We start from the raw sequence: 15,766 nt of genomic DNA, 5'->3' as shown, positions 1-15,766 counted from the left end.
TTAAAGCTTCAACGCGACCAGCCCCGGGTATAGCGCGAACAGAACAACGACCGGCAAGATTAAGAAGACGACCGGGACAAGCATCGCGATTTCTTTACGTCCGCCCGATTCCATGAGGGCCCGGCGGGACTCGTCGCGTAGGTCCCGCGCTTGCTCCCGTAACACGAGCGCGAGGGGTGCGCCCCGTTCCGCAGCCATAACGAGCGTGTCTAGCAAACGTGATAACTGCGGCGAGTTCGTGCGTGAACTCAAGGAACCGAGAGCGCGGGTGACGGACATGCCGCCTTCAATGTCCTCAAGCGCGCGCTCCAGTTGGAAACGCAGTTCGCGGCCGCTTGCCCGGCTGACGCGCGAAAGCGCTCCCGGAATGGACTCTCCCGCAGAAATCGCGAGTGCCAGCAGGTCTGCGGAATCCGCCACCTGGTGCCCAACTTTGCGTGCCACCGCAGACACTCGCCACGTCAACCACTTGTCGTACAACGCGGCCCCAACCACAAAGCTGATGGACACGAGGATGAGCCACTGGATGACGCTAACGGGCCGCATCGCCGCAATAATTACGAGCAGACTGGTGGCCACTGCGGCGGCGAGCACCGCGGCTATCAACTGGCGCACCCGGAACTGCTGCACCGTCATCTCTTCACCAGTGAGTTCCAACCGTTCTTGTACCGAAGAAGCCGGAGAGCCAAATACCGCCCATAGTCCACTGATCCTTGTGAACGCAAAGGGCACGCGACGTGAACTTGCCTGACCTCCTAGGACACGTTCAATAAGCAGGCGGGAACGCGCGGTGAGCGCCGAGTACACACTCAGCACCCCTGCGGTGAACAGTACGGAAAGTATGATAATCACGCGTCTTCCTCCAGCGAAGCGATCCGCCGCATAACCGCGTATGCGAAGACGCACAGTAGTCCACCGGCAGCCAGAATACTCATTCCCGTAGGCGTGGAATAAGCGGCTGCCGCGTCCGTGCGCAGAGAAATGAGTAGCAGCACAATCCACGGGGCCGCAACCGCCAGGCGCGCCCCATTTACAGTCCAAGATTGACGCGCCTCAATCTCACCGCGAACCCGCGCGTCCTCACGCATCACTACCGCCAGGTCACGAAGCAGGTTCCCCAGTTCCGAACCCCCAAGTTCGCGTGCTAACCGGATCCCTTCTATCATGCGTCTAGCCTGCGAGTTTGTAACTCTTGTTTCGAGGGTGTCCAGCGCCTGACTGAACCGGCCCGTAGACCGCATTATCCGCGCGAATTCTTCAAATAGTGGGCGCGTCACTTCCGGCCCGTGGTGTTCCAGTTCAATAACCGCCTGAGGCAGGGAAACCCCCGCTAGGATCGCGGAAAGTAAGGAGTCGGCAACATCGGGCCAGGCGGCGGCGAGCTGGCGGCGCCGGCGGTTAGAACGAGTTTTCACCCACTGCCACGGTAGGGCCACCACCATGATCGCAAGCATTACTGCAACCGGCCAGGCGCGGGTGAATGCATAGACGAGCAGCAGTAGAACCAGTGGTAGCGCCAGTTGCACGCCCCAGAACAAGACCTGCGCGCGGTGGCCTAGCTGGGCATCCAGAAAGCGTTCGCGGATGCGCGTGCGCCACTGTCCCTGTGGTGGTCTGGGCATTGGGTCGCGCCGCACAGCCGCGATGATCAACACGAGCCCAACTCCGAGGCCGGATCCAAACAGTAAATTCATGCGGACTCCCGCATGGATACGCGCGCTAGCCGCGGGTCCTCCACAGCCCGGCCGGTGGGAACTAGTTTGGTGCCGTCCCAACGCCACAGGCAATCGGCTTCAATGTAGGCGCCCTCACTGCGTCCAGACACGTAACTGATTTCCTCTACGTGGCGGCGCCCATTACTGTCCCGGCTCACCTGGATTATCAGATCGATCGACCGGGCTACAGTTGGGACCACGAAGCTGCTCGTCACGTTTTCACCTGCCAGCAGGGGCAGGAGGCACAGTTTACTCAATGCTTCGGAAGCACTGTTCGCATGCACGGTTGACAACCCGGGGATCCCCGCATTTAAGGCCAGGAGCATGTCGAATGCTTCGGCGCCCCGCACCTCACCGATCACGATGCGGTCCGGGCGCATCCGGAGTGACTCGCGAACTAGATCCCGCAGCGTCACTTCGCCGCGCCCTTCAATATTTGCACTTCGCGTCTGCATGGCCACCGAGTCGCGGTTGCGGATATTTAGTTCGAACACTTCCTCGCAGGTAATCACTCGCTCCCGCGGTGGGATGGCTCCGGCTAAAGCTCGCAAAAACGTGGTTTTCCCCGCTTGGGTTGCGCCCGAAACAACCGCCGAAAAACCGGCTTCCATGAAGGTGGTGAGCATGCGCGCCGCACCAGTGGGTAGGGATCCCAGTTGCACGAGTTTTGACAGGCTGAACTCCTGGTGCAGGTGTTTGCGCACATTCAACGCCCAGTCGCGGCCCGCCACCGGTGGGATCACCACGTGCAACCGTTCCCCACCGGGAAGCATCGCGTCGACAAACGGTGCGGACAGGTCAAGTCGCCTCCCTGAATGGTGCAGCATACGTTCCACCAGGTCTTTGACTTCGTCGGCATCCAGGATAATCGAAGTCAGTTCGGACACACCGCCGCGGGCAACGAAGACTTTCGATGGGGAGTTCACGTAGATCTCCTCAATCTGGGGGTCGTCCAGGAGTCTTTGCAACGCTCCGTATCCACCGATGTCGGCTAGTAATGCCGTGGTTTGGGCTGCTCGTTCCTCCGCGGACGCGGCTGGAACCACCTGGAAGGACTCGTCAATTACACGACGCAACCGTGCTGAATCAACTATGGGGTCAAAGTTCTTGTCGGCCACTATTGCGCGGATGCTGTCTCCGCGTTGCTGCAAGGTCATACTCGACATACGTGCTCCACCGCGTTATATCTACGTTGACAACAACCACAATAATGGATACCCGCCACGCCGACACAAGGGTTTTCCGCCATGTGGATAACTTTTTTGCCCTAGATTAGTTATGTGAGTAAACCACTGACCCCTCTGACGCTAGCTGCACACGCAACCACCCTCATTCCAGACCTGTCGGTCGTGAGCTTGTGCGAACCGCAATCCAACGATGGAGCCATGGCGGTCCAAGGGATCGTAGATTCAAATGGGACACACTGGAGTGTGTGTTCACCACTGACGCAGCAGGCGGGGGTGGATATTGAAGCGCAGGTGATGCTCCTGGCGATTTTGGCCAAAGCGTTCAAAGTGGGACGGGTACCGTTTAGTGTTCCGGCTCCTCAGGCGTATTCGCGGGCGCGGCGAAACCGGCCTGCCGTGATGATTTACAAGCAGATGGCGGGGACGCACGCCACGTGGGAGGAGTTGGAGCACTCCCCCACGCTTGCAAGTTCCATGGGCCGCGCCGTTGCGGCGTTGCATGATCTGCCCAGCGAAGTTATTGAAGCGACAGGCATGCCGATGTATTCACCCGCTGAGTGTCGCGAACGCATGCTGGCCCTGCTTGATGAAGCAGTGCAGGCAACGGTTTTGCCACCGAATTTGTATACGCGCTGGGAGGAAGCTCTTGAGGACGTGTCCATGTTCCGGTTCCGCTGCGTGCCGGTGCATGGGGATTTGGCGCCGGAGTGTTTCGTTTCCAGCTACGAGGCGGTGGTTGGGTTGGAGTCGTTTGCGTCCGCGCAGTTGGGGGATCCGGCGCAGGATTTGGCGTGGATTACCACTTGTGCGAATCCGGAGGCGAGCCAGGCGTTTATGGATGCTTATCATGCGGCTCGTAAAGATGATTCGGATCTGCATTTGGCTTCGCGCGCGGTGCTTCATTCGGAGATGGCGTTGCTGCGGTGGTTGTTGCACGGGAAGCGTAATGACGATGCGGACGTGGTGGCCGATGCAGTGCAGATGCTAGAAGACCTGGCGGCTGACGTGGGTGATGAACCACTGTTGCATGGCAGTGTTGCAGATGATTCCGCTTTTTCGCCTGAGGATCTTGCTGCCTCTACCGCTGGCACGCAGTCCTCCATAGATGCCGGATCACCAAAACAAGCTGCTGCCGAACAGGAACCGGTTGCCCCGCCCGAACAGGAAGCGGTTGCGACCCCCGAGCCAAGCCGGACCGCGCGCTTTGAGGCGAACCGTGTCGCGGCCGGCGAATCGAAGACGCGCGAAGATGACGCGCTGGATTCATCCGCGGAGGGCGCCTATCAGATAGATCCCGATGCCCCAACCGTTGACCTGCGCGAGGTGCTGCGCCGGCTGGGTCGGGATTAGTCGGAGGCGGAGTTTAGCGAAAACCCTCGTAGGGCAGTACGCACATCGACCGCAGGTTAGGGCAGGCTCTAAGAGCGTTCGCGCTCACTGAGTTGCGCGAGTTGTTTTTCGAAGTCGTAGTCGGGCAGTAGTTCAAGTAGTTGCGTCAGGCTCACTCGCCGGTTTTGCAGGCTCGTTTTTCCACCTAGGAACACTAGTTCTGCGTCCACGTCGGCGGTTGGGATACCGCGTTCTTGCGCTACCGCGTGCCGGTAAACTTCCAGCTGGGTGGCGTATTGGGCGGCGCGGCCAAGACGTTTGCGGGTTGGGGGCGCACCGGTTTTCCAGTCGATCACGTGGAGTTTACCCGCGGTGGTTGTCAGCGCATCTATCCGCCCGCGCACAGTTAGGCCCGCGAACTGCACTGAAAACGGGGTTTCAACGGCTTCAAACCCGGGGTGGTTACCAAATAGTGCGATCGCGCGCCGTTGGTGAATTCGCAGCTGCTCGTGTTGTTTTTCGGTGAGCGCTTCAAAAGCCGGGTTCGTTTCAAACTCCCCTACTGTGTCGGGGTCTTCTTGGATTAGTCCTTCCGCGTTTTCGGGTAGTGGTGCGGGGAGGTGCGCCCACTGGGCTGCCCACTCGTGGAACACGGTTCCCAACTGTGCACTGTCAGATGGTTCTTGAGGTAGTGGACGGCGCAACTGCAGTGCGAACTCGGTGGTTGATTCTAGCAGTTGTGGCATGGTGGTTGCGGATAGGCGCGATAGGTCCACCGTGAGGTCCGCTGGTTTTTGTTTTGCGCGGTGATGCGCGATTGCGTTTTGTACTTGGGCAACTAGTTGTGCCTCATCTTTATTGGATGGGTCCAGGTCCAGGTTGTTGAAAGATAGTTCCCCGGTGTGCACGCGCATCACTTGTTCGCGGGTTCGTTCGGCCCCCGCGGTGATCAGTTCGCGCGTCGGTCCGGGTTGGCGGGGGAACATGTGGCTTGCGCGTTTGGGGGGCTGCGTTGCGTCTTCGTCGGGTTCGATAACTACGGCGGGCAGGTCGTCGCAAAGGTCCGGGTACGCGCTCGCGGTTTCAGATGCCAGCGCTTCAACTAGGTAGTGTGATGGGTTCTGCAGGCTCTTGGCATCAGCTTTTCGCCATGCCCCCGCGAGGAGCAGGTGGGTGCGCGGGCGGGTGAATGCCACGTAGGCGATGCGCCGCTCCTCACGTTCTAAGTATTCTGCCAGCTCGTACTGGTACTGCTCGATTACATCTTTTTGCTCGCGCACGTCCAAGCTCCCGAGCCCAGGTAGGAGCGGCAGGATCGGCGTGTTATCTAGTTTGCAGCGGTCCATGCGCAGTTCAAACGGTAACTGTCCAGCGTCAGCCATCCACCCTTTCTGAGCGCGGGGCTCCAGCTGGAAGTGCTTATCTAACCGCACTTGTGTAGCTGGTTTGTAGTTGTGCGCCTGGTCAACGCTCGGGAAGGAACCGTGCATCAGATCTAGCACTACTACGCGGTCCCACTCCAGACCTTTCGCCTGGTGTACCGTCATGATCTGCACCGTGGTGGGGTCCACCGTCGGACTTGGAGCGGGAAGCCCCCGTTCCGCCTCTAAAGCCACGTCAATCCAGTCTAGGAACACGCGCAGTGACGCCTGTTGGGTCTGCGACACGTAGTCGTTGACCGTGTCCACGAATGCGTCCACTGCTTGCATTCCCGCGTTTGTGAGTGGGTCAGATTTGATTGCAATATCGAGGTCAAAAATGTGCAGCGCAGTCGTAACCAAGGTCGGTAAGGGCCGATCCATGTGTTCGCGCACGTGCTCTAGGCGCCGCGCTAAATCTTGGACGCGTTCACTAGCTTCTTCAGAGAACACGTCGCCGCGAGCACGCCAACCCGCCGGTGGGGGTGAGTCAATCGCGTCCGCTAAGAACTCGGTGCGCATCGAGTCTTCCGGTGCGCGCCGATGCTTACGCTGATGCTTCGCGTACTCGTACAGTACCCGCAGGTCCGATGCCGCGAGGTCCAGGTTTGCCAGCAACCGCATTGCCGAGGGTCCGTGGGTGGGGTCCACGCTTAGTTTCAACACTGCGCGCAGGTCCGCTACCACCGGTTGGGTTAGCAACCCTCCCATGCCCGTGACGACAGCGGGAATATGGTGTGTTCGGCACGCTTCCAACATGGGTTCGAGCGAACCTGATTTGCGTGCGAGAACGCCGATGCTTGCGGTGGGGTCTTCCCGTTTCCACTGGCCAATAATCTGCGCGACTAGTTCGTATTCATCCTCCTGCCACTGCGTGTAGAGGTACTGCACGTTACCCCCCTCAGGTTTGGGGCTGCGCAGTGGCTTCACCGTCCCATCTGTTTGTTTATTTGCACCAGAAATAGTGTTGGCGAGGTCTAGAATCTTTGGATCGTTGCGCCACGCGTACGTCATGTACCTGCGAACGCCCTGACCGCGGGTGTCAAAGTATTCTAGGAAAGTTTCGAGTGATGCTGCGGATGCGCCGCGGAACCCGTAGATCGCTTGGTTCGGGTCCCCCACTGCCATCACTGGTTTGTCTTTGAAAAGCCGCGACAGCAGTTCCAGCTGCCCCACTGACGTGTCTTGAAACTCGTCTAGTAAAACTGCGTCGTAGTCTCCCCGGAGGGTGTCAACTACTTGCGGATGCTGCTCAACGATCTGCCTAGCGTACGACATCTGGTCGGAAAAATCGATCATCTGACGCACGCGTTTTTGCCGCCGATACTCCTCTACCAAGCCCAGTAGGTGCACTTGTCTGTGCACATTTTCTAGGTAGCGTTTCGTGAATGAAGGGTTCGGATTCTTAGTTCTTCCTGAGGGGGGTGCCTCCTCAATATTGGCAATTGTTGCTGCGCAGTATTGGCGCATGTCGTCCACCGAAACGGCGTGTTCAGCCATTGCATCACTTAGTTTTAATGCGAGTTCTATGAGGCTTTCGCGGCTCAAGCGTGGTAGCTGCCCCGTGTAGTGGCTCAGTACCTCATCCATAATCTGCCATTTCAAGGCGTCCGTAATTAACTGCGCTCCCGGATCTACTCCGAGTAGTAGACCGTATTCTTTAACCACGTTCGATGCGAACGCGTTGTAGGTAGATACGTTTAGGCTGCCAGAAAACCATGCGGTATCCGTTTGAGGGGAAATCAGCCCGGTGCGGATAAGCTGCTCAATGCGTAGCCGCAGCCGCGCAGATAGCTCACCCGCTGCTTTGCGGGTGAAGGTGAGCCCGAGGATGCGTTCCGGGTCCATTCCTTGGCACAGAAGGTACAGTACGCGCAGGGACATGGTTTCCGTTTTCCCAGATCCCGCACCGGCAACCACGAGGGTGGGCGTGAGGGGTGCTTCAACGACGCTTTCTTGCTCGTCGGAAAGCAGAATCTGTTTAACCCCCGGCTGGGTGTTCAGTGCGTGTGCGATCTCGCGCGCGCGGATGCGCGGGTGGCTCATTCTATGGTCCTCATTCCTTCGGTCTGCGCGGGGCAAATCTGCCTCACTGCACAATGGTCGCAAGCATCTTTTGATGGTTTAGGTAAGAACAGGGGCCCGCGCGTTAGTTCCGCAGCGGTTTCTAACTGTTCCAGCAGTGCTTTATACCGCTGCTGAGTGTCTTCGTCGGACGCAAAAATTGACGGTTGGGGAAGTACAAGTCCGCGAGCTGATCGGGTCAGCGCGATTAGTCGTGCGCCCTGCACGTCATACGGTTTCCCATCGGGGCCTTCTAATTGCGCTAGGACCAACTGGTACAACAAGAGTTGCAGGAAGTCAGGCAGTTCGCTTTTGCTGGGTAGTTTGGTGCCCGTTTTGATGTCCGCAATGGTGGTCGCACCCCGGCTGGTTTCGACGCGGTCGATGTACCCGTTAATGATGGCTGGCCCCACGTCTGCGGTAACTGCTTTTTCTACTTCTACTTGTCGGTGAGTGTCAGCTTGGAAGTAGTCACCGAGTTTCGCGACCATGTCCTGTGCTTTTTCTAGTAGTTGTTGGTCGAGTTCGCTCTCGCGCCCAAAGTTCTCGTCCCACAGTTCATCGAGAGCGCCCAGCAGTTCTTGCGCGGTGCCGTAGGGGTGTTCCTCCGCGATTTGGTGAATCATGTTCCCCAGGCGTGCCGCGTCGGTAGAAAAGTAGTCGCCACCGTGGCGCGTCATGAACCATTTTGCGGGGCATTCCAGCAGTGTCTCCACCTGCGACGGAGAGAGGAAGGGTTTGCCCTCCCGCTTGGTTTCCTGGGGTTTCGCAACGCTCATCCCACCGGCCCCAATCCAGGTGCGTGCATCCGCCGCATCGATGCCTTCACTGGCCGCGAGCGCTAGTAGCTGCGCCGCAAGTGTGCGCTGGCGAGCATTAGCCGCTGGATTCAAACCAGTGGGCGCCGCCGCAGGCTGGGCAGCCAGGGGTTGCGCCGCCGCAGGCTGGGCGGCCGAATCGGGTTGTGCATCCGGTTGGCTCACCAAGTACCTCAAACGGGCAATTAGTGAACGCGTGTCTACCCCGGGGGCAACCTGGGAGGTGACGACCCTCATGTCTTCTATCTTGGCTCCCATGTGGGGGGCCAGAATGTCGATGAATGCTGACTCGGTTGTGTCTTCGGTGCGGGCAGCGCTAATCCACAGTTGCTGGCGCGCACGCGTCATCGCCGCAGCCAGGAGGCGGAGTTCGTCAGTGAGCATAGCTCGGCGCGTGAGGGCCGATGGGAGGGGGCGTTGCAACTGGGTTTCATCTACCTGCCCGGCAGCCAGCTGGGTGATGTCTGCCGCGCACGTAATGCGGTCCCGCAACGTCAAGTTGGGCCACGCACCGTCTTGCAATCCCACGATGAACACCGCTTCCCATTCGCGGCCCACCGCTTGTTGGGGCGTGAGGACACTCACCCCGGCGGGCCGCTGAGCCTGTTGCGCCAGCGTATCTGTAGGAAGGTTTTCTTCCAGCAGGGCGCGGGCGAAGTCGCGGGCCGTGTCCGCTGGGTTACGTTGCGACCATACGTCCGCGCTGCGCATCAGCGAAATCACAGCGTCTAACCGCTCGTCGTATTCAACCGAGCTTGCGGTGGGAATCAGGGCGCGTTCGCGCCAGCGTTTCTGCACGTGGCTGGCGTCCCACAGTTTCCACAACGCCACCGTCGGGGCCGCGTTCGCATTTTCTTGCCCCAGTTGGATCAGCTGGTAGGTGGTGCGCAGGTCATGCGCAGCCCCCAGTAGGTTCTGCCCGCGGATCCGCGCCGCTAGTTCCGTATCCTCCGTTAATGCCGAATCCACTTGTTCCGCGAGGTTTAACAAGTCTGTTTTTTCTGCACTCACCCCAACCACGTCGATGAGGCGGCGCAGCAAGATGGCATCAATGTTCACCAGGGCGCTCGCGGCCGTTGTGGTGATGAGATCGTCCGGGTTTTCCGGTTCCACCAGCAGGTTCAAAAGTGTGGCGGTCACGTTAGTTTTTGCGTAGTTAATGGCCCGCCGCACAGCGGTCGTTTCAACGTCCGCAGCCATGAAGGCGGACCGCACGCGTGCGATTTCGGCGCTATCACGCACGATCACCGCCATGTCCGACAGGGCCATCCCCCTGTACTGCAGCGTGTGGACGCGGCCCACCAGAGCGGACATTTCTTGGGTGGGAGATCCAAATACTTCCAAGTTGAGGTTCTGGCCATCCTCATGCGGATTCACCGCTCCCTGCGTGCGCCGCTCGTGCGAGCCCGTGGTGGGGATTCGCGCGGTGATTTCCTGCACTGCGGCGCGCAGGGCTTGCCCGCCGCGGTGGGTGGGGCCAAGTTCGTATTCAGCTGCCCGCAATCTGGTGGCGAGCCTTCCGTCTAAGTGTGGTTCCCCACCTCGGTAGGTGGCGACTGCAACGTCGGCGTCTGCGCACGCGACGATCCGGGTTCCCAGTTCGGCACATTGGGTCAGTAGCTGCAGGGTCGCTGCCGTGCAGTCCTGTAGGTCATCGACTACCAACAGCTGCGGTAATTCGAACGAGCCGCGGCTGTCCGAGGAGCTGCTCTGGGCGTTCTCACGCAGTATTTGCGCGGCCCGCTGTTGCAGTGCGGGTGCACTCAGGTGCGGGTTGGTTTCTGACCTGCTGATGCGTTCGTCCCAGACTTGCATCAGCTGCCCAACACTCACCCACACTTCCCGGCCAACCCGCTGCCCCAGCTGCGCTAACCACGCGCCATCGCGCCCCGATTCTTCTACCCGCGCAATCAAGTTCCGCACCTGCATGCGGAACACGGGCAGTGCCGTCACCTCAGCTGTGATCAGGGCCGGCCACTGCACCGCTTCTTGTTCAATGAGGTCCTTCAGGTACTGGTCTTGTTGCGCGCCTGTGAGTAACCGTGGAGGCGCCAACTCGGCGTGCACGCAGTACTCGTTCACAATGTCGTAGGCAAACGACACGGGGGTACGCACTGGGCGCACCACCCCGGTTACGCGCGGCTCCAAAATGGGTTGCAGCAGGTCGGCTCGCGACCGGTCGGGAGCTAGCATCCGCACGGTTTGCCCGCCCTCATGCGAATTAACAGCCACTTCAATCGCAACCCGGGTTTTCCCTGAACCGGGGCACCCCCGCACGAGGGCATGCGTATCTGAATTCTGTATCGAATCGACCGCCCGCTTTTGGTGCGGATCCAACTTTGGCAGTGTGGCTTGAGGCGGAATGTGCAGATCCACGTGGTAACTCGGGTGGCTGAGCGAAGTGTGGCTTGTCATATCCCTATTCAACCATCTTTTTCTAACGGGCCAGGCAGACTTCTTCTACTCAACCCTCTACCATTGAGGGTGGTTACGAATAGTGTAAGGAGTGTTTTATGAAACTCACGATTGGGGTCGCTGGGATTGCCCGCGACATTTCGTTAAGTGTCGATATTACTAGTGAGGACCTGCGTGAACGCGTTAACACCGCGCTCGCACAAGATGCTACCACCGGTACGCCCGGGGTGCTCGCGCTGCGGGACACGCAGGATCGGGAGGTCATTATCCCAGCTGACAAGCTTGGCTACGTCTTGTTAGACGAAGATAAGACGAACCCGGTTGGGTTCACCGTCAGTTGAGGCCGGTTTAATAAACTCAGGTTGTGAATATCGGGTTTTGACTAGTCGTATCTAGGCCTTCAAGTGAACCGCGTCTAAGCGTTCCTTGTGGGCCTTTGATATATCCGCGACCACCTCATCGAGATCCAGTTTCGCGCTTGCCCCCTCGTCGGTGAACAAGAAAGCGCGCACCAGCCCGAGCGCTTCCCCACCCACGCGCCTGGTCCACAAGGAGAGGCGGGCTTGCAGCTGCGGATCGTCTTTAGTGACCGGTTCGAGCCGGTCGCGGGTCCACTGGCCGTGACCGAAGTCGGATACGGCATCCGCCACTTCTGGTAGTTCCAGGCCTTGCGCGGCAGTGCGCAGCGCGTCGGTGAAAATCCCGATCGCGACATAGGTTTTTGTGAGCCGCTCCCACCAGGTTGTGGGCCGAGTGCGGGCATCTAGTTCGTCAAGCATGCCTTCGAACGGGGTGATTTGTGCCGGGAGGTCCACGTCTAGTTTCTGTGCAGTGCGTTCTACTGCCGTGAATGAGCTCCAGGCGCGGGCGGACATGCGCGCCATGGCAATGTGTTCAAAAGTTTCGGGAGCTTGATCGGCGTCTTTCGCTAACCGGGCTTGCGCGGCGAGTGCGCCGTATCCGGACACACCGAGGATGCGTGCAAAAGTGCTCTCTTGCGGGTTGCTCACAATCGTCTCCTTCGTCCTGGTTTTATGAGCACATACTGCCTCCATATTAAGCATGTTTCGAACCCGCCGCTTCTCACCACGGCGGCTTGCGAACGATTACTCCAGCGCATTCGCCTGAGGTACAGGCAACCCCGCCCGTTGGGATTGGAGGTAAGCGAGGCACAATCGGTAATACGGATACTCGGTGGGTCGCACGGTACCTTAGTTGGTGGGGTTGGCACCGTTCCTTACTTTAGTTGGTGGTGTTGGCGCCGCTTTTTCGCAAGTGGCCCCAACGCGTTGTGTGGTAGCGAATAGGCAAGCCCTGTTTTTACCTTTACAATGGAGGTTGGTTAAGACCGGTCGCCGGGTTGTGAGATTAACTTTTTGGGGCAGCACCGAGCTGCTGGGCATTGCGCGATCGGCATGGTAGCGACGGAGTGTCGCGTGGCGCGGATGGGACCGCGAGGAAGATCGACAATGAGTGAAGAAAATATGGAGCCGACCACGTATTCGTCGGCTGTAGTTAATCTTGAGGGCGTGCAGGTTCAGGCACCTCAGCAGGATGCGAAACCAGATATTGATGAGGAAGTTGCTCACTTTGAACTGGAGAGCAAAACGTTCGCGGACTACGGGGTGAGCGCCCCGTTCTGTGAGGCCCTGGCCCGCAAGGATATTACGCACCCGTTCCCAATTCAGGCGTTGACGCTGCCGGTTGCGCTTGGGCGGCGCGACATTATTGGGCAGGCGAAAACTGGGACGGGGAAGACCTTGGGTTTTGGGCTGCCGTTGCTGTCGCACGTGTGCCCACCGGATGCGCAGAATTACGACCAGGACGTACCGTTTGCAGGCCACCCGCAGGCCCTGGTTATTTTGCCCACCCGCGAGCTGTGTAAGCAGGTGGCGCGCGATTTGCGTGACGCGGCATCACTCACGAGTATTCGGGTGACGGAAATCTACGGGGGCGCTAAGTTTGACCCACAGATCAGTGCACTTAAGCGTGGTACGGACGTTGTGGTGGGCACCCCGGGCCGGCTGATTGACCTGTTGAAACGCCGGATTTTGAAGCTCAATGGTGTGTCCACCGTGGTGCTCGATGAAGCCGACGAAATGTTAGACCTTGGGTTCTTACCCGATGTGGAGGTTTTACTTTCGCGCGTCCCAGCCACGCGGCACACCATGCTGTTTTCTGCCACTATGCCCGGTGAGGTGGTGGCACTCGCCCGCCGGTACATGGTGCAGCCAACGCATATTCGCGCGCAAGATCCCACGGATCAAGGGGCAACGGTTAAGACGGTTAAACAGGTTATTTACCGCACGCACGCGATGAATAAGATTGAGGTTGTGGCCCGGATCTTGCAAGCCCGCGGCCGGGGTTTGACCATTATTTTTACGCGCACTAAACGCACGGCCGCGCAGGTGTGTGACGAGTTAGCAGCCCGTGGTTTCGCGGCCGCTCCCCTGCATGGGGATTTGGGTCAGGGCGCGCGGGAGCAGGCGATGCGCGCGTTCCGCCACGGTAAAGTTGACGTGCTAGTAGCCACCGACGTGGCGGCCCGCGGGATTGATGTGGACGATGTAACGCACGTGATTAACTACCAGTGCCCCGAAGATGAACGCACGTACCTGCACCGCATTGGCCGCACGGGCCGGGCCGGAGCCTCAGGAACCGCAATCACGTTCGTGGACTGGGACGACGTGCCGCGATGGAGCCTGATTTCGAAGGCATTGAACCTGGGGGTACCCGAACCGTTAGAGACCTACCACACCTCAGCACATCTTTACACAGACCTGAATATTCCAACGGAGGTGAATGGGCGCCTGCCACGGTCCGAACGCACCCGGGCGGGTCTGGATGCGGAACAGTTCGTGGATGTGTCCGGTAAGGAAAGCCGCGGCCGTGGTAAAGGCCGAAACGGTGGGCGGGGACGGCGCCGACGCAAACCCCGTAAACGCACTCGCCGCAACAGTGGTGACGCGCCTGCGAAGCGTACTCGCCGCAACAGTGGTGACGCGCCTGCGGAGCGTTCCCCGCGCTCGCGTAAACGCACGCGGCGTCGACGTTAGCTACGCACTAACTGATTGGGTTTTCGCGGATGAAGTCGAACACGGCGTCCGCCACCATTTGGGTGGCGATTGCGGCAAGTAAGAGCCCCGCGATTTTGGTTAGCAAGAGGATGCCGCCGTTACCTAAAAAGTCAGCGAGGAACACAGAAAAACGAAAGCAAAGCCAGATTAGTAAGTGAACTGCAAAAACCGCTATCGCAACGGCGAAGGTTTTCCCAAACGATCCTTGTGATTCGTTGACGGCTACCATTACGGCCACGATCGTGCCGGGCCCAGCCATCAGTGGGGTGCCAAGTGGTACCAGAGCCACGTTGGAGTCAATGCTGTCTGCTTCCACGGAGTCTTCTTGGTTAGTGGTCAGTAGCTCCATGGCCACTATGAACAGTAGGACTCCCCCACTGAGTTTTAGTGCCTCAACGGAAATGTGTAGGAACGTGAGGATGTACTGGCCGAAAACCGCGAAAACCACGATCACCACCAGGGACGTGATGGTTGCCTGCATGGAGGCACGTTTCTTGCGGGGCCGGTCGTAGTGGCGCGTTAATGAAAGGAATATCGGCAGGTTACCAGCCGGATCCATGATCACAACGAGGGTGGTGAACGTCGTTAGGAAAACGAAAGTGTCAAACCACTGGGTCATGCTTCTATTAACCCTAAATGTCCGAGTTTTACGATTTTGTTGAGCACCGTTTCGCTCGTTTGATACTCACCCAAGCGATTTGGTTTTCCTTTCCCATGATAGTCGGATGATCCGGTGATGAGTAAATCGTGGGAGTTCGCGTATTCGGCTAGTTGGTGCGCGTCTTGGGGCGTGTGGTCGCGGTGGTAGCATTCGATTCCTTTGAGTCCGGCTGCAACGAGTTCGTCTAATGCCCAGGTGGGGAGGGTTTTCTGGCGTAGGCGTGCGCATGGGTGGGCGATTACGGGCACTCCCCCGGCGTTTAAAACCAGTTTGATCGCCTCGGTTGCCGTGGGGGTGCGCATGGGTTCGTAGTATTTTCCTGAGGGATGCAGGGCCGCGGTGAAGGCCTCGGAGCGGTTTTCGAAACAGCCTGCGGCAACGAGCGCGTCCGCGATGTGGGGCCGGCCGATTGGCCCATCTTTAGGAGCGTGGACGAGCACGTCTGCGTAGGTTATAGGGAAGTCTTTTTCGAGGCGCCTCACCATGGTTTGGGTGCGGGTTTGCCGGGAGGTAATGGTGTGCTCGCACGTGTTTGCCAGGGCCTCATCGGTGGGGTCGTGCAGGTAGGAAAGCAGGTGTACGCTGATGGGCCTGCGTAGTTGCGGCACTGGGAAGGAGCAGGAGATTTCCATGCCGCGCACTAAGGTGACGCCACTGGTTGGAACCTGCTTCGCGGCTTCGTCCCACCCGCGGGTGGTGTCGTGGTCGGTTAGGGCAACGACGTCTAAACCGGCTGCGTGCGCACGTTCCATCAGCTGCGCGGGCGTGTCGGTGCCGTCTGAAATGTTCGTGTGCGCATGCAGGTCGATCATCATGGCCCCACACTACCGCTTTGGGCTTTATAGCTGCGATTTTTAGGTTTCCAACGTCGTGCGGAGGGCTCCAGACGATGTAGATATTGATACGTTTTGACGCTGCCTTTTGGTGGGTGCCAGGTGGGTGCAAATCACTGTGCGGTGGGTGCAAAACATACCCTGACTAGCGCTTCCGCCTGATATGGCGCGGTTTTCGGGTTTCTTTCCTGTAGTGGTGGATGATCCGAGCAACGGTGCTCGGTGTAGTCGTCTGTCGCGTTTTCGTTT

11 protein-coding genes are annotated in these 15,766 nt (G+C 58.9%); 3 read left to right on the top strand and 8 right to left on the bottom strand.

The window, feature by feature from the left end; genetic code table 11:
- Genes CJ187_RS01375 through CJ187_RS01365 form a run of 3 tightly spaced genes read right to left on the bottom strand, consistent with a single transcriptional unit; the run spans position 1 to position 2,881 of the window.
- On the bottom strand, positions 1-852 hold the full coding sequence (locus tag CJ187_RS01375; RefSeq protein WP_102216084.1) for a type II secretion system F family protein: 852 nt from the start codon (positions 850-852) through the stop codon (positions 1-3).
- On the bottom strand, positions 849-1,694 hold the full coding sequence (locus CJ187_RS01370) for a type II secretion system F family protein (RefSeq protein ID WP_102216085.1): 846 nt from the start codon (positions 1,692-1,694) through the stop codon (positions 849-851). Before CJ187_RS01370 ends, CJ187_RS01375 begins: the two co-directional genes overlap by 4 nt.
- On the bottom strand, positions 1,691-2,881 hold the full coding sequence (locus tag CJ187_RS01365; protein WP_102216086.1) for a CpaF family protein: 1,191 nt from the start codon (positions 2,879-2,881) through the stop codon (positions 1,691-1,693). The genes CJ187_RS01370 and CJ187_RS01365 overlap by 4 nt, the downstream gene beginning before the upstream one ends.
- 114 nt (positions 2,882-2,995) lie before the next feature.
- On the opposite strand from CJ187_RS01365, the gene CJ187_RS01360 reads away from it, so the two are divergent.
- Positions 2,996-4,252, top strand: coding sequence for a phosphotransferase (locus CJ187_RS01360; protein ID WP_102216087.1), 1,257 nt, complete (start codon positions 2,996-2,998; stop codon positions 4,250-4,252).
- A 68-nt stretch (positions 4,253-4,320) separates the two neighbouring features.
- On the opposite strand, the gene CJ187_RS01355 is transcribed toward CJ187_RS01360, so the two are convergent.
- Together CJ187_RS01355 and CJ187_RS01350 are read right to left on the bottom strand one after the other, a co-directional pair.
- On the bottom strand, positions 4,321-7,695 hold the full coding sequence (locus CJ187_RS01355; RefSeq protein WP_102216088.1) for an ATP-dependent helicase: 3,375 nt from the start codon (positions 7,693-7,695) through the stop codon (positions 4,321-4,323).
- Positions 7,692-10,946 carry a UrvD/REP family ATP-dependent DNA helicase gene (locus CJ187_RS01350; protein WP_102216089.1) on the bottom strand — a complete coding sequence of 1,085 codons (3,255 nt, stop codon included), beginning with the start codon at positions 10,944-10,946 and terminating at the stop codon, positions 7,692-7,694. Before CJ187_RS01350 ends, CJ187_RS01355 begins: the two co-directional genes overlap by 4 nt.
- 98 nt (positions 10,947-11,044) lie before the next feature.
- Between CJ187_RS01350 and CJ187_RS01345 the strand changes: the two genes are divergently transcribed.
- Positions 11,045-11,287, top strand: coding sequence for a DUF3107 domain-containing protein (locus tag CJ187_RS01345; RefSeq protein WP_102216090.1), 243 nt, complete (start codon positions 11,045-11,047; stop codon positions 11,285-11,287).
- Positions 11,288-11,338: 51 nt separating this feature from the next.
- Here CJ187_RS01345 and CJ187_RS01340 read toward each other — a convergent pair whose 3' ends face one another.
- A complete protein-coding gene (locus CJ187_RS01340; RefSeq protein ID WP_233187304.1) occupies positions 11,339-11,956 on the bottom strand; it encodes a ferritin-like fold-containing protein in 618 nt (205 codons plus the stop codon).
- Positions 11,957-12,415: 459 nt separating this feature from the next.
- On the opposite strand from CJ187_RS01340, the gene CJ187_RS01335 reads away from it, so the two are divergent.
- Positions 12,416-14,002 (top strand): DEAD/DEAH box helicase, encoded by a 1,587-nt coding sequence (locus CJ187_RS01335; RefSeq protein ID WP_233187305.1) that lies wholly within the window; start codon positions 12,416-12,418, stop codon positions 14,000-14,002.
- A 7-nt stretch (positions 14,003-14,009) separates the two neighbouring features.
- On the opposite strand, the gene CJ187_RS01330 is transcribed toward CJ187_RS01335, so the two are convergent.
- Complete coding sequence (locus CJ187_RS01330; protein ID WP_102216092.1) at positions 14,010-14,642, bottom strand: MarC family protein; 633 nt, start codon at positions 14,640-14,642, stop codon at positions 14,010-14,012.
- Positions 14,639-15,499 (bottom strand): PHP domain-containing protein, encoded by an 861-nt coding sequence (locus tag CJ187_RS01325; RefSeq protein ID WP_102216093.1) that lies wholly within the window; start codon positions 15,497-15,499, stop codon positions 14,639-14,641. Before CJ187_RS01325 ends, CJ187_RS01330 begins: the two co-directional genes overlap by 4 nt.
- Positions 15,500-15,766 lie beyond the last annotated feature (267 nt).

The organism is Gleimia hominis (genome assembly GCF_002871945.2).
In the GTDB taxonomy this organism is placed as follows: domain Bacteria; phylum Actinomycetota; class Actinomycetes; order Actinomycetales; family Actinomycetaceae; genus Gleimia; species Gleimia hominis_A.
The sequence above is the reverse complement of the archived record's forward strand: the minus strand, read 5'-3'. Positions and strand labels throughout refer to the sequence as shown.

Coding starts and splice junctions, on each gene's coding strand:
- CJ187_RS01345 (WP_102216090.1), top strand. CDS start 11,045: ATGAAACTCACGATTGGGGTCGCTGGGATTGCCCGCGACATTTCGTTA.
- CJ187_RS01355 (WP_102216088.1), bottom strand. CDS start 7,695: ATGAGCCACCCGCGCATCCGCGCGCGCGAGATCGCACACGCACTGAAC.
- CJ187_RS01365 (WP_102216086.1), bottom strand. CDS start 2,881: ATGTCGAGTATGACCTTGCAGCAACGCGGAGACAGCATCCGCGCAATA.
- CJ187_RS01325 (WP_102216093.1), bottom strand. CDS start 15,499: ATGATGATCGACCTGCATGCGCACACGAACATTTCAGACGGCACCGAC.
- CJ187_RS01370 (WP_102216085.1), bottom strand. CDS start 1,694: ATGAATTTACTGTTTGGATCCGGCCTCGGAGTTGGGCTCGTGTTGATC.
- CJ187_RS01335 (WP_233187305.1), top strand. CDS start 12,416: ATGAGTGAAGAAAATATGGAGCCGACCACGTATTCGTCGGCTGTAGTT.
- CJ187_RS01330 (WP_102216092.1), bottom strand. CDS start 14,642: ATGACCCAGTGGTTTGACACTTTCGTTTTCCTAACGACGTTCACCACC.
- CJ187_RS01350 (WP_102216089.1), bottom strand. CDS start 10,946: ATGACAAGCCACACTTCGCTCAGCCACCCGAGTTACCACGTGGATCTG.